Origin of the sequence: Specibacter sp. AOP5-B1-6, from assembly GCF_052376555.1 — a bacterium.
Lineage (GTDB): Bacteria > Actinomycetota > Actinomycetes > Actinomycetales > Micrococcaceae > Specibacter.
Map to the genome: position 1 here is coordinate 20,991 of NZ_JBQSVT010000029.1, position 25,812 is coordinate 46,802.

General features: G+C 62.2%; 23 protein-coding genes. 11 read left to right on the top strand and 12 right to left on the bottom strand.

From position 1 onward, the window contains the following. Positions 1–4: 4 nt before the first annotated feature. Genes ACT3TS_RS14100 through ACT3TS_RS14110 form a run of 3 tightly spaced genes read right to left on the bottom strand, consistent with a single transcriptional unit; the run spans position 5 to position 4,044 of the window. On the bottom strand, positions 5–832 hold the full coding sequence (locus tag ACT3TS_RS14100; RefSeq protein ID WP_444532143.1) for a hypothetical protein: 828 nt from the start codon (positions 830–832) through the stop codon (positions 5–7). Continuing rightward, complete coding sequence (gene wecC / locus ACT3TS_RS14105) at positions 829–2,082, bottom strand: UDP-N-acetyl-D-mannosamine dehydrogenase (RefSeq protein ID WP_444532144.1); 1,254 nt, start codon at positions 2,080–2,082, stop codon at positions 829–831. Before wecC ends, ACT3TS_RS14100 begins: the two co-directional genes overlap by 4 nt. A 12-nt stretch (positions 2,083–2,094) precedes the next feature. Then, positions 2,095–4,044 carry a glycosyltransferase family protein gene (locus tag ACT3TS_RS14110; RefSeq protein ID WP_444532145.1) on the bottom strand — a complete coding sequence of 650 codons (1,950 nt, stop codon included), beginning with the start codon at positions 4,042–4,044 and terminating at the stop codon, positions 2,095–2,097. Between the two features lie 317 nt (positions 4,045–4,361). Between ACT3TS_RS14110 and wecB the strand changes: the two genes are divergently transcribed. Then, on the top strand, positions 4,362–5,504 hold the full coding sequence (gene wecB / locus ACT3TS_RS14115) for a non-hydrolyzing UDP-N-acetylglucosamine 2-epimerase (protein ID WP_444532146.1): 1,143 nt from the start codon (positions 4,362–4,364) through the stop codon (positions 5,502–5,504). Between the two features lie 105 nt (positions 5,505–5,609). Beyond that, positions 5,610–7,178: a heparinase II/III domain-containing protein gene (locus ACT3TS_RS14120; RefSeq protein ID WP_444532147.1), complete on the top strand. Its 1,569-nt coding sequence runs from the start codon at positions 5,610–5,612 to the stop codon at positions 7,176–7,178. A gap of 501 nt (positions 7,179–7,679) precedes the next feature. Here ACT3TS_RS14120 and ACT3TS_RS14125 read toward each other — a convergent pair. Together ACT3TS_RS14125 and ACT3TS_RS14130 are read right to left on the bottom strand one after the other, a co-directional pair. Next, positions 7,680–8,096 (bottom strand): hypothetical protein, encoded by a 417-nt coding sequence (locus ACT3TS_RS14125; RefSeq protein ID WP_444532148.1) that lies wholly within the window; start codon positions 8,094–8,096, stop codon positions 7,680–7,682. Between the two features lie 376 nt (positions 8,097–8,472). Then, complete coding sequence (locus ACT3TS_RS14130; protein ID WP_444532149.1) at positions 8,473–9,612, bottom strand: methyltransferase; 1,140 nt, start codon at positions 9,610–9,612, stop codon at positions 8,473–8,475. Positions 9,613–9,791: 179 nt separating this feature from the next. Between ACT3TS_RS14130 and ACT3TS_RS14135 the strand changes: the two genes are divergently transcribed. The 3 genes from ACT3TS_RS14135 (at position 9,792) to ACT3TS_RS14145 (ending at position 11,212) form a co-directional block, all read left to right on the top strand. Continuing rightward, complete coding sequence (locus ACT3TS_RS14135; RefSeq protein ID WP_444532150.1) at positions 9,792–10,232, top strand: MarR family winged helix-turn-helix transcriptional regulator; 441 nt, start codon at positions 9,792–9,794, stop codon at positions 10,230–10,232. A gap of 82 nt (positions 10,233–10,314) precedes the next feature. Beyond that, positions 10,315–10,737, top strand: coding sequence for an organic hydroperoxide resistance protein (locus tag ACT3TS_RS14140; protein WP_444532151.1), 423 nt, complete (start codon positions 10,315–10,317; stop codon positions 10,735–10,737). Positions 10,738–10,765: 28 nt separating this feature from the next. Beyond that, positions 10,766–11,212 (top strand): DoxX family protein, encoded by a 447-nt coding sequence (locus tag ACT3TS_RS14145; protein ID WP_444532168.1) that lies wholly within the window; start codon positions 10,766–10,768, stop codon positions 11,210–11,212. Between the two features lie 290 nt (positions 11,213–11,502). Here ACT3TS_RS14145 and ACT3TS_RS14150 read toward each other — a convergent pair whose 3' ends face one another. Then, entirely contained in the window at positions 11,503–12,072 is a 570-nt protein-coding gene (locus tag ACT3TS_RS14150; RefSeq protein WP_444532152.1) for a DUF11 domain-containing protein, read from the bottom strand. Between the two features lie 224 nt (positions 12,073–12,296). Between ACT3TS_RS14150 and zapE the strand changes: the two genes are divergently transcribed. Then, positions 12,297–13,364 carry a cell division protein ZapE gene (gene zapE, locus ACT3TS_RS14155; protein WP_444532153.1) on the top strand — a complete coding sequence of 356 codons (1,068 nt, stop codon included), beginning with the start codon at positions 12,297–12,299 and terminating at the stop codon, positions 13,362–13,364. Between the two features lie 70 nt (positions 13,365–13,434). Here zapE and ACT3TS_RS14160 read toward each other — a convergent pair whose 3' ends face one another. The 4 genes from ACT3TS_RS14160 to murA form a co-directional block, all read right to left on the bottom strand. After that, positions 13,435–14,571, bottom strand: a complete 1,137-nt coding sequence (locus tag ACT3TS_RS14160; protein WP_444532154.1) for a D-alanine--D-alanine ligase family protein — start codon at positions 14,569–14,571, stop codon at positions 13,435–13,437. Between the two features lie 3 nt (positions 14,572–14,574). Then, on the bottom strand, positions 14,575–15,612 hold the full coding sequence (locus tag ACT3TS_RS14165) for an NAD(P)H-dependent glycerol-3-phosphate dehydrogenase (RefSeq protein ID WP_444532155.1): 1,038 nt from the start codon (positions 15,610–15,612) through the stop codon (positions 14,575–14,577). Continuing rightward, entirely contained in the window at positions 15,609–16,415 is an 807-nt protein-coding gene (locus tag ACT3TS_RS14170) for a lysophospholipid acyltransferase family protein (protein ID WP_444532169.1), read from the bottom strand. Before ACT3TS_RS14170 ends, ACT3TS_RS14165 begins: the two co-directional genes overlap by 4 nt. A 69-nt stretch (positions 16,416–16,484) precedes the next feature. Next, positions 16,485–17,831, bottom strand: a complete 1,347-nt coding sequence (gene murA, locus ACT3TS_RS14175; RefSeq protein WP_444532156.1) for a UDP-N-acetylglucosamine 1-carboxyvinyltransferase — start codon at positions 17,829–17,831, stop codon at positions 16,485–16,487. Between the two features lie 392 nt (positions 17,832–18,223). On the opposite strand from murA, the gene ACT3TS_RS14180 reads away from it, so the two are divergent. Beyond that, positions 18,224–18,913 (top strand): helix-turn-helix domain-containing protein, encoded by a 690-nt coding sequence (locus tag ACT3TS_RS14180; RefSeq protein WP_444532157.1) that lies wholly within the window; start codon positions 18,224–18,226, stop codon positions 18,911–18,913. A gap of 35 nt (positions 18,914–18,948) precedes the next feature. Here ACT3TS_RS14180 and ACT3TS_RS14185 read toward each other — a convergent pair whose 3' ends face one another. Beyond that, on the bottom strand, positions 18,949–20,148 hold the full coding sequence (locus ACT3TS_RS14185; RefSeq protein WP_444532158.1) for an ROK family protein: 1,200 nt from the start codon (positions 20,146–20,148) through the stop codon (positions 18,949–18,951). Positions 20,149–20,271: 123 nt separating this feature from the next. On the opposite strand from ACT3TS_RS14185, the gene ACT3TS_RS14190 reads away from it, so the two are divergent. Genes ACT3TS_RS14190 through ACT3TS_RS14205 form a run of 4 tightly spaced genes read left to right on the top strand, consistent with a single transcriptional unit; the run spans position 20,272 to position 25,076 of the window. After that, positions 20,272–21,585, top strand: coding sequence for an ABC transporter substrate-binding protein (locus ACT3TS_RS14190; protein WP_444532159.1), 1,314 nt, complete (start codon positions 20,272–20,274; stop codon positions 21,583–21,585). A 4-nt stretch (positions 21,586–21,589) separates the two neighbouring features. After that, positions 21,590–22,480 (top strand): carbohydrate ABC transporter permease, encoded by an 891-nt coding sequence (locus ACT3TS_RS14195; RefSeq protein ID WP_444532160.1) that lies wholly within the window; start codon positions 21,590–21,592, stop codon positions 22,478–22,480. Continuing rightward, positions 22,481–23,377 (top strand): carbohydrate ABC transporter permease, encoded by an 897-nt coding sequence (locus tag ACT3TS_RS14200; RefSeq protein ID WP_444532161.1) that lies wholly within the window; start codon positions 22,481–22,483, stop codon positions 23,375–23,377. Between the two features lie 34 nt (positions 23,378–23,411). Continuing rightward, complete coding sequence (locus ACT3TS_RS14205; protein ID WP_444532162.1) at positions 23,412–25,076, top strand: glycoside hydrolase family 13 protein; 1,665 nt, start codon at positions 23,412–23,414, stop codon at positions 25,074–25,076. Between the two features lie 129 nt (positions 25,077–25,205). Here the strand turns inward: ACT3TS_RS14205 and leuD are convergent, their stop codons facing one another. Beyond that, the gene (leuD, locus tag ACT3TS_RS14210) at positions 25,206–25,805 is read right to left on the bottom strand and encodes a 3-isopropylmalate dehydratase small subunit (protein WP_444532163.1); all 600 of its coding nucleotides are present in this window, start codon (positions 25,803–25,805) and stop codon (positions 25,206–25,208) included. Between the last annotated feature and the right edge of the window lie 7 nt (positions 25,806–25,812).

The window sequence follows — 25,812 nt, forward strand, 5'->3', positions numbered from 1 at the left end:
GTGTCTACCCGACCTTCGCGGCGAGGGCTTGGGCACGGCCTGCAGTTCCGGGCGTGCTGCCGGTTGCTGGCTTGCCTCGGGGCGTGCTGCCGCGCTTGCGTGCCCACAGGCGAAGCGTCAGCTTCCCCAACTGTGAAGCCGCCAATGAGTTGTACCTGCGCTCCAGTGCACTGTATTTGCGCTTGAGCAGGATGAGCTGGCTCTCCGCGTCGCCGTCGTGCGGATGGCCGCAGGGCGGCACGGCGTCGATGAGCGGTTCAATAGTTTGCAGTGTGTGCAGCAGCTTTTCCTGCAACAGCCTTCCCGTGTCCGGTGCAGTCCCCTGCCCCGTTGCCGGATGCACCACTCCCGGATGCACGGGCCGGTGCGCACTTCCTGCCTGCACCCCGCGGCGGTAGCTGTCGGTGTCCAGCATCCCGCCGGTGGTCAGCGCGGTGGTGACAACTGTTCCCGCCTCGGAGTGGTTGACGCTTTCCACCCGCACACCAAACGGCAGTTGCAGCTGTGCCAGGGTTTCCAGGACCTCCATCAGATCCAGGCCCAGTTGCCAGTGGATCCTGCAGGTGCCGTCGAGGGCATTGAGCTGCAGGAGCTCGCGGGCCAGTTCCAGCCCGGCGGCGAAAACCACCACGGCAGCGTAGCTGGCTTCTGCCACGGCCGGCGCTTCGTCGATGGACTTGATGAACTGGGCATCCCCCGCCACCAGGCGGAGTTCCTGCCGCGTCAATTCATGCGGCGCAAGGCACAGCACCGATTCATGGATGCGGGCATTGTTCAGGACTTCCGCCCCATCCCAGACTTCCATGGTGCGCTCCCGTTGTTGAATGCTCATCCCCGGAAGATCCCCTTCGTATCAACAAGCACTTTTCCGCCAAGGCTCTCCCGGGGAATGCCGCGGACCTCCCGGTGGTCCACCAGCACCACCAGGAGCTGCGAACGGTTGACTGCCTCAGTGGTGTCCAGCAGCCGCACATGGTCCATGCCGGCAAAGTCCTTCGGCAGCACCTCGATGTTGGGCTCCACAATGTTGATGCGCCGGCTGTCCAGCTTGCGGGCGAGTTCCACGGCAATGTCCAGGGCCGGCGACTGGCGAAGGTCGTCGATGTTGGCCTTGAAGGCCAGCCCCAAAAGCGCAATTTCCGCGTCCGCGGGCAGTGCTTCCAGTTCGGTGAGGACCTTGTCCACCACCCAGCGCGGCTTGGCGTCGTTGACCTCCCGGGCGGTGCGGATCAGCCTGGCTTCCTCCGGCGCGCCGGCCACAATGAACCATGGGTCCACGGCAATGCAGTGCCCGCCCACTCCGGGGCCCGGCTGCAGGATGTTCACCCGGGGGTGGTGGTTGGCCAGTTCGATGAGTTCCCAGACGTTCACGCCGAACTTCTCCGCAAGGACCGACAACTCGTTGGCAAAGGCAATGTTGACGTCTCGGAAGGAATTTTCCACCAGCTTGGCCATCTCCGCCGTGGCGGCATCGGTCACGAGCAGCTCGCCACAGCAGAACACCGCGTACAGATCGCGGGCCAGTTCCGCAGCCTCCGTGGTCAGTCCGCCGATAATCCGGTCATTGCTGACCATTTCCTCCATGATCTTCCCCGGCAGCACCCGCTCCGGGCAGTGGGCAACATGAATGACTGGTTTCCCTTCTTCCTGGCGCAGCCCCAGGTCGGGGCGCAGTTCCACCAGGTACTCCCCCATGCGGGCGGAGGTGCCGGGCGGCGAGGTGGATTCGAGGATGACCAGTTCCCCGCCGGCCAACTGAGGGGCGATGCTTTCGGCTGCGGCGCGGATGAACCGCTCATCCACGGAGCGGTCCGCAAGGAACGGGGTGGGCACTGCCACAATGTAGGCGTCTGCGGCAGGAGTCGCGGACCCGGCCGTCAGGAACCCGTCCCTGACGGCGTCGTGCACGAATGCGCCAAGGCCGGGCTCCACAAAGGGGACCTCGCCGGCGTTGACAGCCGTGACAGTGCCGTCGTTGGTGTCCACGCCGCTGACCCGAAGTCCGTTGCTGGCAAGGATGGCCGCCGTGGGCAGCCCGATGTAGCCCAAGCCGATGACGGCCACATGCTCGATGGTTTTCATGCGTCAATGCTCCTAAAGGGAAACTTCGTGTTTGTGGGTGGCAAGGGCTGCGTCGCGTTCGCCTGCGGATGTGACTGCGAGCTGGGCCGTGCCGCCCTTAACCATGCGCAGGTAGTTGAACCTGTCTGCGGAGTAGATGTTGGCCCCGCCCTGGTGGAGGTGGGCAAGGAACCCGGACTCGGCTTCCTTGTCGCTGTCCGAAAACGGCTGCCCGCGGAAGACGTCCGCACGGGCCGTCAGGGTGGCTGCCTGCAGCGCAGTGGTCCAGTGGTGTTCGGTTTGGCGTGCCTTCAAATACGCCTTCCCGGTGTCCAGGCGCAGCGAGTAGTGCGCCTGCTTGCCAACCACATCCGCCTCCGAATACTCCAATGCATGCAGCTGGTCGCTGAGGTAGTTGGGCCCGTAGTGGTCGGCGGGGTTCATGATGGCCAGCACCTCGCCGGAGGCCGCCTCGATCCCCCGATTCAGGCAGGCCCCGCGGGTATCTGTTGCTCCCGCGTAGATCCAGGCCGCTGCCCGGATATTGTGCTCGTCCTGCAGTTCCAGCAACGCAGTACCGGCCAGGTCGAACCCCCGCACCACCAGGACCAGTTCCGCGTCCACACCAACCTGGCTGCCCATGGTTTGAAAGATTCGGTCCACCTGGGCTTCGCTCTCCACCACGACGACGCCGGTCACCCGGGGCCGCTTTGTCCCCAACCCCAGGTGCGGGGCCGCGGCGGAAAGGACAGTCTCACAGCGGTGCCGGTACGTGTGCTGCTGCCAGATCCGGCGCTGGGCCAGGTGCAGGCTGCGTTCGGCAGCGAAGGGGTCACGCACCAGGGAAGTCACGGCATGCTCGACGTCCTGTTCCGTGGCGCAGATGTACACCTCGCCCGGGCCGAACAATGCCGCCAGCGCCTTGCTGGGCGTGGAGATGACGTTGGTGCCGCTTGCCAGGATTTCAAAGACCCGCCGTGCACACATGGTGGACGATTCCGTCACCGTGTTCACGTTGAGCATGGCTTTGTACGCCTTGTAGGCGGTCAGCATCTGCGCGTAGTCCAGACTGCCGACCACGTGCGGGGACAGGGCTGCCGGAAACTGGTATTTTGCGGCCCCGCCCAGCTGCCGCGAGAAGATCTCCAGTCCGTGTTCCATGGTGTTGGAGAGCCTGGCTGCGGTTCCCAACAGCAGGTCCATCTGTCCGCGGCGTGCATCGTATTTCTCACTGAAGTACATGCCGCCAAAGGCAATGTCACGGTCGTGCCAGCCGGCTGCCGGACGGATGGGGTTGTGCAGCCGCGGCTGGGCGGCAAAGGCCAGCAGACCCACACGGTCATGTCCCAGGTCGCGCCGGTAGTCCGGGATCCGGTCGGCATCCGTGGTGAAGACCTGGTCAAAGAGTTGGGCTGCGGCCAGGAAGTCGTCGTAGTGGACGGGGTCTTCCTTGTTCCAAAAAACAGTCGGGATGCCGCGCTCCCGGAAGTGGGCCACAATGTCCGCAAGTTCGGAGCCCTGGTGGGTGGCGCCGTCGACCTTCCCAAACCATTCCTTCTTGAAGCCGGCCCAGGCGGACTCCACAAACAAGATGTTGAAGTCCTGCGCCTGGACCTGCTCGCGCCATGACTTCCGGGACAGTTGGGTGCAGTCCCATTCGCTGCCAAGGGCCAGTGCGGAAAAGTCGTCCAGGATGACGGCGGCACGGACCTGCGGGTTTCGAGGTGCGAGCCCGGGGCCGTTTTCCGTGGGGGCAAATTGCAGGCGGCGCTGCGATCCCGTGCCAACCCAGGTGCCGGTGGCGCCCAGGACCGGTTCGGCGGCGGCGGCCTCCTTGGGTGCTGTCTTGGACTGCGCCCAGGAACGCACCTGGGGAAGCCCGCCCTTGCGCAGGTGCCACAAGGCAGTGCGGACGGTGGTGGCCATATCCTCGCGGGTGCCTGCCGCGGGCGCAGCATTCCCGGCGGCTGCTGGATTTACCATCTGACGCCCTTCATGTGAAGTGTTCATGGTGTGGACAGCGGTTGCCGTCCATCGCTGAAATCCAGTTAGCCAGTCAATTGTTAACGGCGGGTGAACGCCTCGATACGCTCAGGGGCTTTTGAAAAGAACTTAGGTGAACACTGGTGCCAGCCCCTTGATTTGGTGCGTTTCTGCATTAGGAAATCACGTAGCGTAAGGGTGAATCATTGCTGTTCAATTACTGCGGCTTAATCACCGCACCGGCGCGCCCACAGTCAGGGCCCGCGGGGTTTTAGGGCTGGAGCCCACGAGCTCGCTGCCATCCACAAAGGGGAACCATGACCGTTGTTATGCCGATTTACGGCACCCGTCCGGAAGCCATCAAGATGGCCCCGATCGTCGCCGCGCTCAAGGCGGACGACACTTTTGAGTGCGTGGTCACCGTCACGGGCCAGCACCGGGAAATGCTCGACCAGGTCAACGCCCTCTTTGGCATCACCCCCGACCATGACTTGAACATTCACCAGCCCGGCCAGTCGCTCGCCGGCATCCTGACACGCACCATCAACGGTCTCGACTCGCTGTTCGCGACTGTCCGTCCCGACGTCGTCATCGTCCAGGGCGACACGACCACCTCCACGGCCGGGGCCATCGCCGCGTTCTACGCCGGCATTCCCGTGGTCCACGCCGAAGCCGGCCTGCGCTCCCACAACCTCTTCTCGCCCTTCCCCGAAGAAGCGAACCGCAAGATCACCACGCAAATCGCCTCCCTGCATCTGGCCCCCACCAGCACCTCCAAGGCCAACCTGCTCGCCGAGGGCGTCGACTCTTTGGACATCGCCGTCACGGGAAACACCGTCATCGATGCGCTGCTGACCACGGTCAACAAGAACATCCCCTTCACAGATCCTTTGCTGGAAGAGCTCGCGGCCTCCGGCAAGCGCATCCTGCTGGTCACCACCCACCGCCGCGAAAATCAGGGCGACACCATGCGCGGCGTCGGCCGCGCACTCGCCAGCCTCGCCGACGCGCACCCGGACGTGGTGATTGTCCTGCCCGTCCACAAGAACCCCCTCGTCCGCGAGGCCGTCCTGCCCGCGCTCTCCGGAAAAGCGAACGTCCTCGTGACTGAGCCCTTGCCTTACGGTGAATTCACCCGGCTCATCTCCCTGGCCACTGTTGTCCTCACCGACTCCGGCGGCGTCCAGGAAGAAGCCCCTTCGCTGGGCAAGCCCGTCCTGGTCATGCGGGACAACACCGAACGCCCCGAGGCCGTCACCGCCGGCACCGTCAAGCTCATCGGCACCGACCCCGCCACCATCATCGAGTCGGTTACCTCCCTGCTCACCGATCCGTCCGCATACAGCGCCATGGCCAACGCCACCAACCCCTACGGCGACGGCCGTGCCGCCGCACGGACCGTTGCCGCCATCCATCAGCTTTTGGGCAGCGGAGCACGCGCTGAGGACTTCGCAGGGTAGCCCGCAGGTTCCCTGAGCCGCCGCCTGACATGAATTCATGGATATTTTGAACTTCGGTAAGAGGATATGTTGACACCGATAGCTACGCTCTCTTGGACCTCCGCAATGTCGCCGGAGGACTACCTCGCGAACCATTCGGATTCGATGATCCGGATTGGTTCTCCACTTTGGAAGTTGCGAGGGGATTTTCAAACCCACTTTGAGGTTTCATTGCCAAATCAGGTTGAGGTGAATTTCCCCCTGGCGGCGCCAAACTACGGACGATCAGATTACGAGCAACGGCAAAGCACGCTCCTATGGATACATTCGCTGGGGCATCTTCCCCAATTGCTCTCGGCCACGCAAAATTTCACGACGGTCACAGCACTATTGGAGAGTTACTCAAAGTTCATTGACAGTGATGCTTGGGCGGACCTCAGCTCACAAATGACATCTCTGGATCACGCAGTTGCAATGCGAATCCGTTCGCTGTGCATGCTTGCGGCACAGTTCACCATCATGGACCGTCCATTTCCCAAAGCTGTCGAGTCAATCTTGAAGCATGACCTGACTTGGGCTGGCGATGTCGGAAACTATGTCCAGAACAATCATGGAATGATGCTGGCCGCCGCAGTCCTCCACGCCCGCTACATGTTTCCAGCCTTTGTGTCCCAAAAAATCGAACTTCTGGCAGAAGCCCAACTACAGACGATCGTTTTGAACGCCTTCGATTCGCAGTGGATATGCCGAGAGAATACAGCCAGCTATCAGGCTTTCTACATCAATTTCTGCAAAGAAATACTGAAGTTCGCCAACGCCTCGAGGCGCTCGACAACATTCGCCTCAACACTGTCGGCCATGATTGAACCGGCAGCCAGCACCCTTCGACAGCTTGTCCTTCCAAACGGACACTACCCGGCCATGGGTGACTCCGGGAGCAGTCCCTCAGGTTACGTTTCCACCGATGGAGTGCTACTGACGGAAGAAAGCGGGCTCTTTGTCGACAAGCACGACGGTGTCTACAGAACCTTTAAATGCGGCTATTCAAGCCACGTGCACAAACATGTTGATGACACGTCACTGACATTGTCGGTTGACGCAGACGAGTTAATTCTGGACGGCGGCCTTCATTCTTACGATTGGAAGAACCCTTTCACGCGGGCTGTGAAATCCCAGCGCGGACACAGTGGAGTCTTCTTTCCAAAGTTTGATCATCTCTACCCTGGAACCCTGTACGACCCGGCTGATTCGCGTGTGGACAGCACACTTAAACAGCTCGGGTCAACACCTGCTGTGGCGGAACTCAGAGGCAAATCGCTGATTGACGGGACCCATTTCGTGCGCCGCACTGCGACATTTCAAGAGGGTTCAATATCCGTCCAGGACTGTTTCTCCACCCACGACGAGTCCAACGACCTCGCCGTCCAGAGATTTCTGTTGCCAGCGAACGCCGAAATGATCATGACCAAGGGTGCGATCCGCATCGATACATCCAAATCGTGGATGACTATTAAGTACGATCCGTTGAGGGAGGCAAGCATCCTGACCGGAACCACCGAGCCATTACCTTACGGTTGGATTTCCCGAAGCTGGGGTCATAAAACGCCCTGTGTGTCAGTTGACATCGCTCCCCGTAGCGGCTGGACAACCATGAGTGCTCTTATCCAGTACGGCCGAGTCGCATCACGTGCCTGAAGGCGGCAGACGGCCGAAGACGCGCGCCCTTTGAGATATTGAAACGCGACGTCAGCTGAAACGGCCTCCGCTGAGAGCCTTCGGCGACTTAAAGTCCGCACTCGAAGCCATGCGCTGCAACATGGCGTACGTCGGCTCGACCGCGCCCGATTGAATCCTGGTAATTGTTGAAGCTGTCAGCCCAATCAGTTCAGCAAAGGCCGTCTTGTTTAGCTGCCTTGAGGCACCTTCGAGTAACGATCTGCCTGCGCAAACAATGGATCTAACTGGCAACAATTCGAGAGACGAGATAGCCCCGTAGATCGTTCCCCTTGCTGACGCGAAATCGCAGTGGAGAGAACTTCGTACACTCAGTGCAGTCAAATTAGAGGAAAATGGCATCAGTTTTGAAAGACATTTCTGAAACAACAAGACCCAGCATGTTGCCCGGGTCTTGTTAAGTTTGTGGGCCATATCAAAAAACGACCGTTCCTGATCAGTTCGATGTTAAAGCCAAAAAGTTCAAATCAGCCGCCGTTTCTCCACGTAATCTAACGACGCAAATTGAATCACGAACATAAGACCGTATGCCAGAAGCATCAGCCCCAGTAAAAGACCACGGTCAATCAGCAATTGACTGGCAACATCCCAGAACCCCTCAACGCCTGCTCGCTTCGCTTCACCGATGCCCAATGCCAATTGGGCTGTTATCAAACCACCGACAAACGTCGTCATAAGTTGCGAGATGACTTCAATAACCGTCAAAGCTAGGGGTCGGTTCTTCCCATACTTCCCCACCATGCAGAGGACGATGATTGAAGCTACTACGAACATGAGCCACCAGTAACTTTCCTGCACTGGGATGGTAAGGCCCAGTACAACACCCACCACAAACACCATCACGGCGATAACAACAGTTGCGTACCTAACTCTCGTCATTCAGGCTTCCTTTCCACTGTAATTTCTTAGGTTGCGACTGATCCTCAGGCTGAAGCACCGTGAGAAGAATTATTTTGCCCATGAATGCGATAAGAGCGGCATAGGTAGCAATCACGCCGGGGGCAACAATCTAGCCATGCGGCATGACATCGTGTCTCCAATAGTTATTGAATTAACCCTTGGTGACCTCAATCGGGCTTATTCGGCGTTATGCAACTAGTTTTTGAAGGCTGCGTGCGTCATTGACATTTTACACATCTTATTGTGAATAGTCGTTCCTATCTGCGCCCTTATAGGAGTAACCAAGGAATCACTTCTATGACGGCCTTTGCATATAGGCGATGGACCGAAGGGTGGGCCCAGGCGCCCTTCGAAGCTAGGCCCTCGCGACCAGCTTCCACAGCGAGGTGACCTCGCGTGAACGTGCGGCAAAGAAGGGGTCGGCGCGGTCCATCGAGCGCGGGTGACGGGGCTCCGTGTCCAGCCTGTCCTTGATTTCGAGGCCGGACTTGTCGATCCACTGGAGAAGTTCTTCGCGTGAACGCAGGCCCAGGTGTTCAGCCAGGTCCGAGATGATCAGCCAGCCCTCTCCTCCGGTGTCCAGGTGCTCGGCCAAGCCGGCGATGAAGGCCTTCAGCATCCGGCTCTTGGGGTCATAGACGGCGTTGTCCAGCAAGGTGTTGGCGGTGCCCGGCAGCCACGGCGGGTTGCACACAACCAGCGGCGCCTTCCCGGCCGGGAACATGCTGACCAGCGTCGGCTCCACAATCGTGTCCAGGCCGAGGTTCGCCAGGTTTTCCTGTGCGCAGGCGATGGCCCTGGGCTCGGTGTCCGTGGCGATGACGCGCTGCATGCCGCGCTTGGCGAGAATCGCCGCCAGCACGCCGGTGCCGGTGCCGACGTCGAACGCCAGCTCCGTGGACGGCAGCTCCGCCTGCTCCACCAGCGCCAGATACTCGCTGCGGATGGGCGCAAACGTGCCGTAGTGCGGGTAGATGACGGCGTCGAGTTCCTGCACAAAGACGCCGTTGCGGCGCCATTCAAACGCACCCACGGCACCGAGCACATCCTGCAACGGGGTGACAGTTGCCTCGGCGACGTCCCCGGCCGCGGCCGTCCATGCCTCGGCGACATCCGGGGCCCGGCGCAGCGCCACCGCGGGGCCGGGCTCCAGCGGAACCAACAACAAGCCAAGCATCCTTGCCCGCTGCGTACGCCCCTGGCGGTAGCGGTAGAACGCCTTGGCGACGTCCTCGCCGTCGTGCCTGGAAAAGATGGGCAGGCGGCGGGCTATGGCCGAGAGCAGTTGGCGGGCATTGTGGTAGTCGCCCTGCCACAACATGGCCGTGCCCTGGGCAGCGAGGCGATAGGCGTCGTCGGCGGTGAGGGAATCATCCACCGCCTGCAAGGTCTTGGGCGGGAGGGCGCCGCTGGCGGAAAACCAGCGGGCCGAATGCTCGGCATCCCCCTGCGTCCAGCTCAGGGTGGGGGCTGGCTGCAATGGCACAGTGCTCATGGGTGAAGGGGCTCCTCGGGGGAATGCCGGCGGCCTGGAATTGCCCGGCCCCGCGGCAGAATACGTAAGGCCCCAGTTTAGCGCTTGCAGGTGGTTTTTTTGGGGTTGGGGTGTGTGGATCTCTCAAGCCCGGACAAATGCACATTGTGCAAAACTAAGTTGTGTGCCATGATGTTGCTATGGCAATTGTCGATGAAATGGTGTGCTTTTCCCTCTACTCCGCGACCCGGGCAACCACGAGGGCCTATACGGAGTTGCTGGAACCGTGGGGCCTGACCTACACCCAGTATCTGGTGCTGGTGGTGCTCTGGGCAGAAGGGGACAAATCAGTCCATGAGCTCGGCGAGATGCTGCAGCTCGACTCCGGCACGCTCTCGCCCCTCCTGCGCCGCATGGAGACTAAAGACCTGATCGAGCGAAAGCGAATCCACGACGACAACCGGATAGTCACGATTTCCCCAAGTGACAAGGCGGCAGAACTCCGCGGGGAGCTGTCCCACATCCCGGCTGCCATTGCCCACGCCACCGGGTTGCCGGATGTTGCGGCGGCCCGCGAACTCATTGGCACCCTGCAGCGACTCACCGTCGCCATGCGCAGCATAACGGCAAGCACCAACTGACGCTGAAGGAATTCAGCTCCACCCCAGTCTCCGAACAGCGATGCTGTTTGGCTCCAACCAAAAACGTCGAAAGGCACCCATCATGAACGCTCTCTACACCGCAGAAGCACTGTCCACCGGCCAGGGACGCGAGGGCCGCGTCGCCACCTCGGACGGGTCATTTGATGTGTCCATGACTCCACCCAAGGAACTCGGCGGTTCCGGTGCCGGGACCAACCCTGAACAGCTCTTCGCCGCAGGATTCGCCGCATGTTTTCACTCGGCCCTTCACGCCGTGGCGCGCGGCAGGAAGATCAAGATTGAGAACTCAACCGTGGGCGGGCGGGTGCAGATCGGAAACAATGACGAGGGTGGATTCAAGCTGGCAGTGGAGCTGGAGGTCGTCATTCCCGAGCTGGAGCAAGGTCTGGCCCAAGAACTCGCCGACGCCGCCCACCTCGTGTGCCCCTACTCCAACGCCACCCGAGGCAACATCGACGTCACTGTGACTGTCTCCGATGACTGAGACCCGCAAGGGGTTTCTTGCCCGGCTCATGGAAGGGAAAACGGCAACCTCCAAGCCGCGGACCGGGTTGCGCGTGGTGTTGGGTGCCATGCTCGCCTACGCGGGCGTCAGCCACGTGACGGTTGCCCGCCAGGAGTTTCAGGCCCAGGTTCCAAAGTTCGTGCCGCTCGATCCGGACTTTGTGGTCGTGGCCTCAGGCATTGCCGAAATGACGCTTGGGGCCTCCCTGGTCTTCCTGGCCCGACGGCGCGTCCCGGTCGGCTGGCTCGTGGCGCTGTTCTTTGTGGCAGTGTTCCCGGGCAATCTGGCCCAGTGGCTGCATGCACGCGACGGTTTTGGGCTCGACACAGATTCCAAACGCTTTGTCCGGCTGTTCTTCCAGCCGGCCCTGATTGCGGCCGTTCTGTGGTCCACGGGAGCGTGGCGGGACCGGCCACGCACCCTTGCACAACAGACCGCGGCGACGTCGAAATAGGAAACCTGGGGCCAGCCTCAGTCGGATCCTCGTAATCCTTCGAGGTGGCCTTCAGTATTGGCGCGTGACACTGCCATGGCTTCGCATGACTGAAGTTCGCTGATTGCCTCGTAGCCTCTGTACCGGCTGAAACAGGAATGCTCGATGGAGTCACCGGTGGACGCCGCATGATCGAGGATGCAAGTTGGAAACTGGAGGCGTCCCGGAAGCTCGAATCCTTAGTCAAATAAGAACCACCCAGACTTGGATCTGGGTGGTTCTTATTGCCTATGGGCCCTCCAACGCTCCAGTCAGTGCCTGGAACTGCGTCGACGTCGAGCCGTCAGCATAATTCCAGCCCCCAATAGTGCGATCAGGAGTGCCAAGACTCCGAGCATTTTTGCATCGAAACCAGTGGAAGCCAGCTCGTCCTTTGTGGGGTTGGCCGAAGCAGTTGTCGCGTCAGCCGAGGGAACTAATGCCGTCGGTGCCGGCGGTTCGCTTGCAGCCGGAGACACCGGCGGCGTCGCGCATTGCTCCAGTTCGACGGTGGACGTGACCCCTTCGCTGTCTGAACTGGAGTGTTGGTCGGCGGCGGCAATGGTGGCGGTGTTGGTTATGCTTCCACCCTCGCATCCTCGAGTGTCGAAAGTGAGTGTGAGCACCGCCGAGGTGCCCGGGGCCAGCGCATCAGCCAGCTTCCACTTCCCGGTGGCTTCATCGCAGGCTCCATTGTTGGAACTTGCATTGGCGAATGGGAACTCCTCGGACAAGTACTGCTGCACGACGACGCCACTCGCCGTCGCTGGGCCGTCATTCTTTACCGTGATGGTGTACTTGACGACGCCTCCCTCCAACAGACACACGCCTGCTCGAATCATGACGCCAAACCTCAAACGAGTTTCTGAAGCGTCCCACCATCCGGGGATGTTGTCCCGGCACTGGGTGTCCCGCCATGCACGGGCTCGAGTGAAACCGCCAGCGCGATGTGGCCCCGACTGCACCAAGATTGATTGCATTCCATGTCGACCGTCCTTGCCACCATGACGGATGAAGCGGAGGGAGGGGTCATCAGCTCGAAGTGAATCAGTGAGATACTGGCCGCGTGGTGAAAAACCGGGAACTGCGAAAATGGCTGACGGCTGCCATTGATGAATCGGCGGTTGATTCAGGTTTCGGTCTCAATGCTTCCCAAATTGCCGTCCGATCCCAACTTTTGGACCTGGCCGAAGACTTGCTGGCTCCTCGCCGACGTCGGCCGCGGGTCAGGAGCCTCTACGTATGGGGCGAAGCGGGCAGGGGAAAGTCCTGGCTTCTTGACGCCTATTTCCGAGCACTCCCCCTTGAAGCGAAACGCCGCGTTCACTTCCATGGGTTCTTCGACCAGCTGCATCGGCAGATCCACGAGCGCCGAGGCGCGGCAACTGCTGTCGAGGAGGCTGTGCGTGACTTAACCTCGGGTGCCAAGGTGCTTTACTTCGATGAGTTTCATGTCCATGACTCGGGTGATGCAGCCCTTCTCACACGATTGTTGCGGCAGCTCTTTGCAGAAGACGTGGTGCTGCTCGCAAGCTCCAATTACGCTCCCTCCTCGTTGCTGCCCAACCCCGTCTGGCACCATTTGATGGAGCCGGGGATCGACTTGATTTTGGACAACATGGACGTCATGGAACTGGACGGAGACGTTGACTTCAGGAGCCGGGTGCAGGGCTCGCCTGCCGGATTCCAGGCGGGCCATTGGATCACGCCCGACAGCGACGACATCCAGTTGAATGCCGTGGGCTTGCAGCGGCCCCAGCCAGACGAAGCTGGCGAGCTCACCGTCGGCAGCAGGAACTTTCCCATCACCGCCCAGCGTGGACGTGAACTGTGGATCACTTTTGACCAACTCTGCAGTGCCCCGACGTCGGCAATCGAATATCTGCAGTGGGTGCAGCGATTCGATCATTGGGTGGTGCTGGACGTGCCGACTTTCGACATAGCTGATCCGGAAGCGCAACAGCGACTCATCAATGTCATTGACATTCTTTGCGACTCAGATGTCCAAACGACGATTGTCTCTTCTGCGTCAGTAAGCGAATTCCGGGACGGTGCCAAGAACCGCCCCGATGCCTTCCGAATGTTGAGCCGGCTGCAACTGCTGCATAACGTGCCCGCCGCCGTCTCATTGTAGAAGTGCGCGAGCGTTCCGGAAAAACCGACCATTGCTGCGAGAGCGTTGAGAGGGGCGTTGGCAGTTGGGGCTAGCGGAGGCCTACTTTTCTTTGCAGGGCCAGCTGGAGCAGTTCGTCGATCAGCTCCGCGTACGGCAGGCCCGAGGCTTCCCACATTTGCGGGTACATGGAGCTTGGCGTGAAGCCGGGCATCGTGTTGATCTCGTTGATGATCAGCTCCCCGGCGGCCGTGTAGAAGAAGTCGACGCGGGACAGCCCCTCGGCCCCCACGGCGTCAAACGCCAGAGCCGCCTGCTCGCGGACACGGGCAATATCGGCCTCGGGCATGTCCGCCGGGCAGCTGAGGTTCACGGCGTCGCCCTGGACGTACTTGGCCTCAAAGTCGTAAAAGTCGTGGTGGGCGCCGTCGGCCATGGCGATTTCACCGGGCAGGGACACACGCGGGGCGTCGCTCCCCCGGCCCTCAAGGACGGCAATCTCAATCTCGCGGCCCACGATCCCGGCCTCGATGACGAGTTTCAGGTCATGCTCACGGGCTTCGGCAATGGCCGCATCGAGCGTGTCCAGCGAGTCAACCTTGGAAATGCCCATGGAGGAGCCGGCGCGGGCCGGCTTGACGAACACGGGGAAGCCCAGCGCCGCCACGCGTGCGCGCACCTTGGCCGGATCCAATGTCCACTCGCGGTCGGTTACGGAAACGTAGGGGCCCACGGCCAGCCCGGCAGCCTCAAACACCACCTTCATGAAGTGCTTGTCCATGCCAATGGCCGATGCCAGCACGCCCGCACCCACATAGCGGGTGTCGGACAGCTCAAGCAGGCCCTGGATGGTGCCGTCCTCGCCCCACGGACCGTGCAGCAGCGGGAACACGACATCCACGGCACCCAATTCCTCGGGAACCTTGGCCGCCTCGGACACCACCAGCTGGTGGCCACCACCCAGGTGCGACAGCGAAACAGTCGCCTCCCCCGCAGCAACCTCCGGCAGGGCACCCTCCTTCAGGGACCATGCTGCGATGTCTTCTCCGGCCAACACCCACTGGCCGTTCTTCGCAATGCCGATGGGGACGACGTCGTACTTGGTCCTGTCAATGGCGCCCAGCACCCCGGCGGCCGTCACACAGCTGACGGCATGCTCGCTGGAGCGCCCCCCAAAGAGAATGGCAACGCGGATGGGCGCAGTTGTGGCAGGGGAATCGGTAGTCACGCGTCAGTCGCCTTCGGATTTCAGTTCGCGGGCCAGCAGCAGCGGGCCCAGGTCGTCGACAGTCAGTTTACCTTCGAGGACGCCCACGACCGCGTTGGTGATGGGCATGTCAACGCCCACCTTGGCGGCCAGGTCCGAGACGGCGCGGCCGGACTTGATGCCCTCGGCGGTCTGGGTCATGCGGTTGTTGACTTCGTCGAGCGTGAGCCCCTCGCCCAGCATGCGCCCGGCGGTGTGGTTGCGGCTCAGCGACGATGAGCAGGTGGCCACGAGGTCGCCGAGCCCGGCGAGCCCGGACATGGTTTCGGCCTTGCCGCCAAGGGCCAGCGCCAGCCGGGTGGTCTCGGCCAGCCCGCGGGTGATGACGGAGGCCTTCGTGTTGTCGCCAACCTTCTGCCCCTCGCAGATGCCCACGCACAGCGCGATGACGTTCTTCACGATCCCGCCAATCTCCACACCCACCACGTCATCGATGGTGTAGGGCCGGAAATACGGCGGCTTGCACACGTTCGCAACCCACTTGGCCGTGTTCTCGTCCGCGCAGGCAACCACCGAGGCGGTCGGTTCCTGGCGCGCAATTTCCATGGCAAGGTTCGGTCCGGACACGACCACGATGCGGTCTTCCGTGATGTTCAGTTCCTGGGCGATGACCTGGGACATGCGCTGGTCCGTGCCCAGTTCCAGCCCCTTCATCAAACTGACGACGACGGCGTCCCTGCCCAGGTGCCCGGCCCACCCCCGGAGCTGCTCGCGCAGGGTTTGGGCGGGCACGGCCAGGACCACCAGCTCGGCGCCCTGCAGGACCTCATTGACGTCGGTGGAGGCGCTGATGTTGGTGGGCAGCTCCGTGGTGGAGAGGTAGCGCGGGTTGCGGTGGTGGTCGTTGATCTGGTCAACGACTTCCTGGCGCCGGCCCCAGAGGACGATCTTGCGGTCGGTGCCCGCTGCGGCGTCACCGAGGATCTTCGCGAAGGTGGTCCCCCAGCTGCCGGCACCCAAAACTGCTGTCTTGGCCGGCGCATTGCCATCCACGTAACTCACTGGAGGTCCCCTGTTTCTGTTGTTTCGACGTCGTTCTTGGTCTTCTTGGCACTGCCGCCACCGGTGAATCCACGCTCAACGAACCGGCCGTGGGCGGACTGCTGGTGGGCGGACGGGTCCCAGCGCAGCGCCGGTGCCTGCTCCCCGCGGAGGTCCTCGACCATGGCGGTGATGTCGTTCATGATGACCTCGGTCATGGCTTCGAGGGTGGCCTTGTCGCCGTGCTTGCCGGCAAACGCGCTGAGGTCCACGGGCCGGCCGACGACGACCTTCACCTTTTTGCGGGGGAAGATCTTGAAGCGTTTGGCGTAGCGGGGAAACACCTCTTGGGCGCCCCAGTGGACGACCGGGATGACCTTGGCGCCGGTGCCCAGGGCGAGCCTTGCGGCACCGGTGCGCCCCTTCATGGGCCAGAGCTCGGGGTCGCGGGTGAGCGTTCCCTCGGGGTAGATGACGACGGCGCCGCCGGCATCCAACACTCCCCGGGCGCCGACGAGCGACTTGCCGGCTCCGGCGCCGCTGCGTTCGACCGGGATCTGGTTGGCGCCGCGCAGGACGGCCCCGAGGACCGGGGTCCTGAACAAGCCGTCCTTGGCCAGGAAGTGCGGCATGATGTTTTGGTTGTAGAGCATGTGGCCCACCACGATCGGATCAATTTCCGTGTAGTGGTTGGGCACCACAATGAAGCCCTCGTCCTGCGGCAGCCGGTCCAGGCCGTACCATTCCTTGCCGATGAGCACGTTCATGATGGGACGGGCCACGCCGGCCAGGATCCCGAAAAACACCCGGGTCCTCAGCTTCATGCCCTTGGGCTTGTAGGGGCGCTTGTGTGTTGCCTTGCCCGGCTGGGGTAGGTCAGTGCTCACGGTTTCCTATCCTGCGTTCCGTGCGGCCATGGTTGTTTCATGCACGTCGAAGTCGGCGCCCAGGCCGTCGAGCTTGGCGGTGAAGTGCTCGTAGCCGCGGCTGATGACGTCGATGCCTGTCACCGTTGAGGTTCCCTGTGCGGCCAGGGCGGCGATCATGTGGCTGAAGCCGCCGCGCAGGTCTGGCACGTTGATGTTGGCGCCCTTGAGCGGGGTGGCTCCGGAAATGACGGCCGAGTGGACAAAGTTGCGCTGGCCGAAGCGGCAGGGGATGCTGCCCAGGCACTCGCGGTGAAGCTGGATGTTGGCGCCCATCCGGGTCAGTGCCTGGGTGAAGCCAAAGCGGTTTTCGTACACCGTCTCGTGCACGATCGAGACGCCTTCGGCCTGGGTCAGGGCCACGACCAGGGGCTGCTGCCAGTCCGTCATGAAGCCCGGGTGGACATCTGTTTCCAGCACCAGCGGCTTCAGGGCGCCGCCCTTGTGGTAGAACCGGATGCCGTCGTCGTGGATGTCCATGCCGCCGCCGATCTTGCGGAACGTGTTCACGAACGTCATCATGTCCCGCTGGCTGGCGCCTTCAACATAGATGTCGCCGCCGGTGACCAGGGCGGCCGAGGCCCAGGACGCGGATTCGTTGCGGTCGGGCAGGGCGGTGTGGTCGTAGCCTGAAAGTTCGCGGACGCCTTCGATGCGGATGGTCCTGTCCGTCTGCACCGAAATAATGGCGCCCATCTTTTGCAGGATCGCGATCAAGTCGATGATTTCCGGCTCGGTGGCGGCACCGCTCAGCTCGGTGATGCCCTCCGCGCGGGTTGCCGACAGCAGGACCTGCTCGGTGGCCCCGACGCTGGGGTACGGCAGGCTGATCTTGGTGCCTTTCAAGCCCATGGGGGCCGTGATGGAGATCCCGTCGCCGGTCTTCTCCACGACGGCGCCGAACTTGCGCAGCACGTCCAGGTGGTAGTCGATGGGGCGGTCGCCGATCTTGCAGCCGCCCAGATCGGGGATGAAGGCATGACCGATGGAATGGATCAACGGCCCGCACAGCAAAATGGGGATGCGGGAGTCACCGGCGTGGGTGTTGATCTCCGCGGTGTTGGCCTTCTTGGCGTTGGCCGGGTCCATGGTGAGGTCGCCCGTGACGGGGTCCTTCACCACTGTGATGCCGTGCAGCTGCAGCAGCGAGGTCACAACCTCGACGTCCTTGATCTCCGGGACATTGTGCAAAGTGGAGGGCGTGTTTCCGAGCAGGGCCGCCACCATTGCCTTGGGGACAAGGTTTTTGGCGCCGCGCACCTGGACGCGTCCCTTGAGTGGAACTCCGCCACGGACTGTCAGAATCCTGCTCATTGTCACCTAATCCTCTGCTGCATGCTGTGTGCCCGTAGCCGTCCGGGGTTGTCCCGGTGCCTGCGGGCGCCTCCCGGTGAATGCAAGTGCATGCCGGGGCCTCCCCGGTATGTTCCGGGGCTCCGACTCAAGCATAGTTTCTCCGGCTGCGTAACCCGAAACGTGGGGGAATCGGGAGGGGTCCAGTTTTGGAACGTTGCCCATTTGCAAGCCAGATGAGTCTCTGGGCGACGGCGGGGATCATGGTGCGGACTCCGGCCTTCATGTTCAGAGGCGGCTGGTCGGCTGTCTCGCCCAGCGATCATAGGCATATCGGTAGATCACCGTTCATCACTATGCCTATGCAGAATGGTTGACCAAGACGTACCGTTGTGCCTATGAGTCAGAGCTGGATGACCACATTGGAAGCCGCCGAAGAGCTGGAAACCACCCGGGCCATGGTCCATAAGCTCCTGAACAATGGAAGCCTGCTTGCCGTCGGCCGTGCTGGTCGCTTGATCCTCATCGACAGCGCATCAGTCCAGCGGTACAAGAACCGGCGCTCCCTGATGGGGCGAAGGTGGAATGCCGAAACGGCTTGGGCCGCGCTCAAGATCATCGAAGGCGGCATCCCTCGTTTTATGGACTCGACGGCCCGCTACCGCCTCAAGCAGCGGCTGAAAATCATGGACCCAGCCGAACTGGCGGCTGTCGTGGGCACCAAAGATCAGGTGCAGCGCTACCGCATTGCACCCGCCGACATCCCCCGTGCCGCAGGCTGCCTCCTGCCAACCGGAACAACCGCCCTGAACGATTCAGCAGTTGCGGATCGCTTTGGGCTGGCCGGCGCACGGACCGATGTCCTGGAAGGCTACCTCGATACATTCAGGGCGGCGAAGCTTGTCAACGAACTGTCCCTGGTGGAAGACCCTGCGGGGAATATCATCATGCACATCGTCGATGACGCCTTCGAGGGCCCCTGCTCGCCGGATGCTGCCATTGCCGTCGACCTCATGGAATCACTCAACTCCCGGGAACGGGCCGCCGGCGAAAATATGCTCGAAGAGATCTTCACGCGGTGGAAAGAAGCCAATGGTGGCTGAACGCGAAACTTGGGCCATTGACCCTCCAGGGCGGGTCAGTTCCGCGGCGTGAATTTCAGTGGCGCTTCCCGCAGGAGCGAGAGCCCGCACGTCAAGGCACCCAGCACCACACCCTCTGCACCCAGCTCGGAGGCTGCCAGCTCCGGCACCGGGGCCGCGAAGTCTGCTTTCAGGATGGCGGACGCCTTTTCAATGACCGGCTGCACCCCGAGCGCGATGGCACCGCCCACCACCACCTTTTCCACATCAAGCAAACTGGACAACACGATGGACACCCTGGCCAGGCGGTCGGCAAGCCGGTCCACGATCCCTTCGGCCGCCGAATCGCCCGACACTGCCGCGGAAAAAACGGCTTCGGCGGAGATCTCCGATCGCGGAACCTTGCCCCGCATCGAGCCGGCCGGCAGGGCGCCGTCGTCCCGGGCGGCCAGGGCCCATTCGCGGGCCAGGGAGCCTAGACCTTCCGCGGATCCGACCCCCTCAACCAGGTCCAGGAACCGCATCTCCCCTGCTCCGCCGTGACTGCCCCTGATCAAGGCATCGTCAACGACCAGCCCGGACCCGAGCCGTTCGCCGGACAGCAGTGTTGCAAATGACCTGACGCCCCGGCCTGATCCGCGGGCCCGTTCCGCCAGCGCCGCCAGATTTGCGTCGTTTTCCACGATTGCGTGGGCGGAATCGTCAAAACTGTCCGGAAATCCGGGGTTCATCTTGTGCCAAAACTCGTCCCCCGCCGGTGACCGTCCGTGTTCATCGACCGGCGCGGGGACACCGACCACGACGATGAAAACATGGTCCGGGTGCACGCCGGCAGCAGCCATTGCCGCCTCCGCAATTTTGCGAACCGTCACTACACGGGCAACTGGTTCCTCCGTGGTCATGACAGCCGCTGTGCGGGCCAACGTCTTTCCGCGCAGGTCGGCCACCATGACGGTGGCGGTGTGCTGTCCGGCGTCGATGCCAAGTATGTATCCGGCCGTTTCACGCAGCCGGTATCTGCGGGCGGGCCTTCCCATGCTGTACTGCCCGGCCGCCCTGGCGTCACCAAGTTCGTCAATCCAGCCCAGCTCGGCGAGCTCGTCGCACAGTCCAAGAACTGTGGCCCTGGTCAGTCCTGTTGCTTCCATGGCCTCGGTGGCGTTGAAGGTTTCCGACTCCAGGGCATACCCCAGCACGGCTGCCGAATTCATCCGGCGCAGCAACTGGGTCGACGTTGCCCCACTGTTTTTCTTCACCCCTTGACCTTATAGCCAAGTCCGTGCGATATTTCTATACGTACTAGATTTAGTATCTATATTTACTGACAGGCCTAACGCATCGGCCTCCTGTGATGCAGCGTGGGACGAGGAGACAATGACGTGCATGCAGTTCCAACGACGACACAACAAGGCCTGAGCAGGCGATCCTTTTTGCTGGGCGCAGGCGTTGCGGCCACCGGTCTTGCCTTGGCAGGTTGCGGCCAGGACAAGACCTCCGCAGGTGCCGCGACGACCATTACGTTCTACCTGTCAAAACCGGAAGTGATCGGATACTTTGACGGCATCATCGAACAGTTCCACAAGAGCCAGGACAAGGTGTGGGTCATCCGCGACTCCACCTCCAATCTTTCAGCGGACTTTGTCCGCAACCAGCCGCCGGACATTGGCTGCCTGAACTACAACCTGGAGATCTCCGCCTTCGTGGAGCACGGTGCACTGAGCGACCTCTCCGACACCGACGCCGCCAAGTCCATCGACCCCAAGTTGTGGCCGTTGATGAAACAATCCGCCGAATATCCGGGCCGCACCAGCGCCATCCCCTACTCCGTCATGGCAGCATCCGTCATTTACAACAAGGACATCTTCGAGAAGCACGGACTTGCGGTGCCGACCACGTGGGATGAACTGGTCGCCATCTGTGAAGCCCTTCAAAACTCGGGCATTGCACCGTTCTTCACCACCATCAAGGACAACTGGACCATCGCCCAGGGCATGTTCGACTACAGCGTTGGCGGCATGCTCGACGTCCCCCATTTCTTCAACGAGCTGCAGCGTGAAGGCACCTCGGTTTCAGCGGACTCCGCCACGTCCTTTCAAAAGGATTTTGCGGTTCCCATGGAACGCATGGTGCAACTGCGGAACTATTCAAACAAGAACGCCGCAAGCCGCGGCTACGGTGACGGCAACCTCGCGTTCAGCCAGGGCAAGAGCGCCATGTACCTGCAAGGCCCGTGGGTCCTGAACGAAATCGCCAAAACAAACCCCTCGATGAACCTGGCCACGTTCCCCCTGCCTGTCACCAATGACCCCGACGACCTCAAGGTGCGTGTCAATGTTGACCTGGCCCTGTGGATCCCCGAGGCGTCCAAAAAGAAGGACGCCGCCCGCGAGTTCCTGGCCTTTTTGATGAAGCCGGACATCATCAACAAGTACAACGCCGACAACAATGGTTTTGGCGTGACCGTCGATGCGCCGCCGGCGACCAACCCCGTGCTGGCCGGAATGCAGCAGTACTACGACGACGCCGCCTTTTATTTGGGCCCGTCGCAGCTGGTTCCCAGGGCCATACCAATCGCGAACTACGCACAGGCCATTGCCTACGGCTCAACCCCCAAATCACAGTTGCAGGCTCTGGACGCCGGCTGGTCCCGGCTGGCCCTGCGCAACACACGCCCTACCCAAGGAATCGAGTAACGCCATGGCCCTTCCCACCAAGGTCCGGGTACGGACCCGGCGCCGCGTCGAACCGGTTTTCTATGCCATGCTGCTGCCAACGGTGTTGCTGTTCACCCTGGCCATCACACTGCCGGCCGTCATGGGCATCACGCTCAGCTTCACCAATTCGGTGGGCTTCGGCGAGTTTGAGTTCATCGGGCTGACCAACTATGTGGCAATTTTCTCGGACCCGGAGATTCTGCAGGCCTACCTGTTCACACTCGGGTTCGCGGTGGTGGCGGTGGTTGTTGTCAACGCCATCGCGTTCCTGCTCGCCATGGCCTTGACGGCCAAGATCCGGGCGAAGGTGGGGCTGCGCGCCGTTTTCGTCCTGCCCATGGTGATTTCCAGCCTTGTCATCGCTTATGTCTTCAACTATTTGTTTTCCAATTCACTGCCCGCCGTGGCGTCGGCAGTTGGCTTTGGGCCGCTGCAGGAAAGCGTGCTTGCCAACCCCGACCTCGCCTGGCTCGCCGTCGTTGCGGTCACGGCGTGGCAGTCCATTCCGGCGACCCTGCTGATCTACATTGCCGGGGTTCTCTCCATCCCCTCGGACGTGTACGAGGCTGCAGCACTTGACGGCGCATCGGCCGGCCGCCAGCTTTTCGCCATCACCGTGCCACTGACCGCCGGCTACATCCTCATCAACGTCATCATCAGCTTCAAGAACTTCATGAACGCCTACGACGTGATCGTCGGCCTCACCGACGGCGGCCCCGGAACAGCGACCACAAGCGTGGCCATGTCCATCTTCAAGGGCTTCACCAACGGCGACTATTCCTACCAGATGGCCAATGCAACCATCTTCTTCCTCATCGCGATCGTCATCGCACTCCTGCAGCTGCGCACCACCCGCGGAAAGGCAACACTTTAGATGGCAACCCAGGTCATGCTCAAACCAGCCCCCGCCCCAGTCTCCGAGACCGGTGAACGCAAGCCCCGGCGTCGTCGCCTGCGCGGCGGAAACTGGCCCGTCACCATTATCCTGGCGGTCTGTTCCCTCTCGGTGTTCATCCCGCTCTACGTCACCTTGGCCATGGCGTTTAAGACAACCAGCCAGGCGGTGGACGGCAACGCCTTCTCCCTCCCGGCCCCCTTCAGCATTGACAGCTTTGTCCAGGCCTGGACGCTGACCAACTTCCCGCGAAGCTTCACGATTTCCGTGCTCATCGCCGCCATCACCGTCATCGGCACGATCGCGCTGGGCTCGTTTGCGGCCTACGCCATTTCCCACAACTGGGAGAACAAGATGTTCCGCTGGTCGTTCTTTTACCTGCTGGCCGCCATGTTCCTGCCGTTCCCGGTGGTGGCACTGTCCCAGGTGAAGCTCACCGCCATGGTGCACCTGGACAACCCCCTGGGTGTGGCCATCCTGCACATCATGTTCCAGCTGTCGTTCAGCGTCATGCTGTTCACCGCGTTCCTGCGTTCCATCCCCAGCGAGCTGGAGGAAAGCGCCCGGATTGACGGGGCAGGAACGTGGCAGGTGTTTTGGCGGCTGGTGTTCCCGCTGCTGGCCCCGATGAGCGCCACGGTGGGCATCTTCGCCTTCCTGGCATCGTGGAATGACTACATGATGCCGGTGCTGATCACCGCCGACCCTGCATTGCAGACCCTGCCGGTGCTGCAAAACATGTTCCAAACACAGTTCAGCAACAACTACAACGTCTCGTTCGCTTCCTACCTTATGGCCATGGCGCCGGCCATCATCGTCTACCTGCTCTCGCAGCGCTGGGTGATGTCCGGGCTGACCCAGGGCGCCATCAAATAATTTCAACACCCCCATTACAGGAGTTCACCCCATCATGACCGAAGTTCTTGAAACAGTCACAGCAGTTCCCACCGCCGAGGAGAGCTGGTGGCGGCAGGCCGCCGTCTACCAGATTTACCCGCGCTCCTTCGCCGATTCCAACGGTGACGGCATGGGCGACCTGCCCGGCATCACCTCCCGCATCCCGTACCTCAAACAGCTCGGCGTGGACGCGGTCTGGCTCAGCCCCTTCTATCCCTCAGCGCTGGCTGACGGCGGATACGACGTCGATGACTACCGTGACGTCGATCCCCGGCTGGGCACGCTGGATGACTTTGCCGAGATGGCCGCGGCGCTGCATGTGGCAGGCCTGCGCCTGATTGTCGACGTCGTCCCCAACCACACCTCGGACCGGCACGAATGGTTCAAGGAGGCATTGGCTTCCCCGAAGGGCTCGGCCGCCCGCGAACGCTACATTTTCCGCGATGGCACCGGCCCCGACGGCGCGCAGGCACCGGCGGACTGGGAATCCATCTTCGGCGGCCCCGCCTGGACACGGACCGCCGACGGCCAGTGGTACCTCCACTCCTTTGCCTCCGAGCAGCCGGACCTGAACTGGCACAACCCGGAGGTCCGTGCCGACTTCTTGGAAACCTTGCGTTTCTGGTCCGACCGCGGCGTGGACGGATTCCGGATCGACGTGGCCCACGGGCTCGCGAAGGACCTGGGCGACACCCTGCCCAGTTTGGCCGAGCTGGAGACCCTGGCCAAGGATGACGGCAACCACCCGCTGTGGGACCGTGACGAGGTGCATGAGATCTACGCGGAATGGCGCACGGTCTTCAACTCCTACACCCCCGCCCGCACCGCCGTCGCCGAGGCCTGGGTTGCCGCCAGCCGGCGCGCCAAGTATGCCAGTGCCGAAGGGCTCGGCCAGGCCTTCAACTTCGACCTGCTGGAAGCGGACTTTGACGCCGCCCAGTTCAAGGACATCATCACGTTCAACCTGGCCCTGGCCACAGAGTCCGGATCCTCAACCACCTGGGTGTTTTCCAACCATGACGTGGTGCGCCATGCCACCCGGTACGGCCTGCCCGCCCGCAATGGCAACGCAACCAAGCAAGGTGCCGACTGGCTGCTCAGCGGCGGCACCGCCCCGGTGCTGGACGCCGAACTGGGCCTGCGCCGGGCCCGCGCGGCCACCCTGCTGGAACTGGCACTGCCCGGCTCCGCCTACCTGTACCAGGGTGAAGAACTCGGCCTCCACGAGGTGGCCGGGATCCCGGCCGAACAGCGCCAGGATCCGGCGTTCTTCCGCAACCCCGGGATCGACATTGGCCGGGACGGCTGCCGCGTTCCGCTGCCCTGGAGCCGCGGCGGATCGTCCCACGGTTTTGGCACGGGCGGCTCACACCTGCCGCAGCCTGACTGGTTTGCCGACAGCTCCGTTGAAGCAGAGGACGGCGCGGCCGGCTCAACGCTCGAACTCTACCGGGACGCCCTGGCCCTGCGCGCAAGCCTCCAGTCGGGCGAGGAACTGGAATGGATTGACGGCAGCCGCCCCGACATGCTCGCGTTCCGCCGCCCCAACGGCTGGACGAGCGTGACGAACTTCGGGACCGAACCGGCGGAACTGCCCGCCGGGGAAGTCCTCATCGCCAGTGCCCCGCTCGAGGGCGGGCTGCTGCCCGGCGCCACGACAGTCTGGCTGCGCAGCTAGCCACAACCGGCGGTGCCCCGGCCGCACCAGCCGGGCACCGCCGTCGAACTTAACAAAGTTGAACTTAACATAAAGGAAGCCGGCCCGCCCCAATGGGTGGACCGGCTTCCTGCACGTCAGCTGCAAAAACTAGACTTTTGCCGGCAGCGTGGTGGGCTTGATGGCCGGGCGGGTGGCTTCAAACGCCGTGATGGCGGGTTCGTCGCGCAGTGTCAGGCCAATGTCGTCGAGGCCCTCGAGCAGGCGCCAGCGGGTGTAGTCGTCGATCTGGAACGGGGCAACGACGGTGCCGGCGGTGACCATCTTGGCCACCAGGTCAACGGTGATCTCGGTGCCCGGGGCATTTTCCAGGACCTTCCAGATCAGCTCGATGTCATCCTGCGCCAGCTCGGCGGCAACCAGGCCCTGCTTGCCCGAGTTGCCGCGGAAAATGTCGGCGAAGCGGCTGGAGAGGACGGCCTTGAAGCCGTAGTCCTTCAGCGCCCAGACAGCGTGCTCGCGTGAGGACCCCGTGGCGAAGTCGGCGCCGGCAACCAGCACCGACCCGGACGTGTACGGCTCACGGTTCAAGATGAATTCCGGGTCCTTGCGCCAGCTCGCGAACAGCGCGTCCTCGAAGCCGGTGCGGGTGATCCGCTTCAGGTAGACGGCCGGGATGATCTGGTCCGTGTCAACGTTGCTCTGGCGCAGCGGGACACCAATGCCGGTGTGGGTGGAGAACTTTTCCATGGTGTGA

Coding starts and splice junctions, on each gene's coding strand:
- ACT3TS_RS14110 (WP_444532145.1), bottom strand. CDS start 4,044: ATGGTAAATCCAGCAGCCGCCGGGAATGCTGCGCCCGCGGCAGGCACC.
- ACT3TS_RS14125 (WP_444532148.1), bottom strand. CDS start 8,096: ATGACGAGAGTTAGGTACGCAACTGTTGTTATCGCCGTGATGGTGTTT.
- ACT3TS_RS14145 (WP_444532168.1), top strand. CDS start 10,766: ATGGAAGGGAAAACGGCAACCTCCAAGCCGCGGACCGGGTTGCGCGTG.
- ACT3TS_RS14170 (WP_444532169.1), bottom strand. CDS start 16,415: ATGAAGCTGAGGACCCGGGTGTTTTTCGGGATCCTGGCCGGCGTGGCC.
- ACT3TS_RS14135 (WP_444532150.1), top strand. CDS start 9,792: ATGGCAATTGTCGATGAAATGGTGTGCTTTTCCCTCTACTCCGCGACC.
- ACT3TS_RS14100 (WP_444532143.1), bottom strand. CDS start 832: ATGAGCATTCAACAACGGGAGCGCACCATGGAAGTCTGGGATGGGGCG.
- ACT3TS_RS14200 (WP_444532161.1), top strand. CDS start 22,481: ATGGCAACCCAGGTCATGCTCAAACCAGCCCCCGCCCCAGTCTCCGAG.
- ACT3TS_RS14180 (WP_444532157.1), top strand. CDS start 18,224: ATGACCACATTGGAAGCCGCCGAAGAGCTGGAAACCACCCGGGCCATG.
- ACT3TS_RS14120 (WP_444532147.1), top strand. CDS start 5,610: ATGTCGCCGGAGGACTACCTCGCGAACCATTCGGATTCGATGATCCGG.
- wecC (WP_444532144.1), bottom strand. CDS start 2,082: ATGAAAACCATCGAGCATGTGGCCGTCATCGGCTTGGGCTACATCGGG.
- ACT3TS_RS14195 (WP_444532160.1), top strand. CDS start 21,590: ATGGCCCTTCCCACCAAGGTCCGGGTACGGACCCGGCGCCGCGTCGAA.
- wecB (WP_444532146.1), top strand. CDS start 4,362: ATGACCGTTGTTATGCCGATTTACGGCACCCGTCCGGAAGCCATCAAG.
- ACT3TS_RS14140 (WP_444532151.1), top strand. CDS start 10,315: ATGAACGCTCTCTACACCGCAGAAGCACTGTCCACCGGCCAGGGACGC.
- ACT3TS_RS14205 (WP_444532162.1), top strand. CDS start 23,412: ATGACCGAAGTTCTTGAAACAGTCACAGCAGTTCCCACCGCCGAGGAG.
- ACT3TS_RS14150 (WP_444532152.1), bottom strand. CDS start 12,072: ATGATTCGAGCAGGCGTGTGTCTGTTGGAGGGAGGCGTCGTCAAGTAC.
- leuD (WP_444532163.1), bottom strand. CDS start 25,805: ATGGAAAAGTTCTCCACCCACACCGGCATTGGTGTCCCGCTGCGCCAG.
- murA (WP_444532156.1), bottom strand. CDS start 17,831: ATGAGCAGGATTCTGACAGTCCGTGGCGGAGTTCCACTCAAGGGACGC.
- ACT3TS_RS14130 (WP_444532149.1), bottom strand. CDS start 9,612: ATGAGCACTGTGCCATTGCAGCCAGCCCCCACCCTGAGCTGGACGCAG.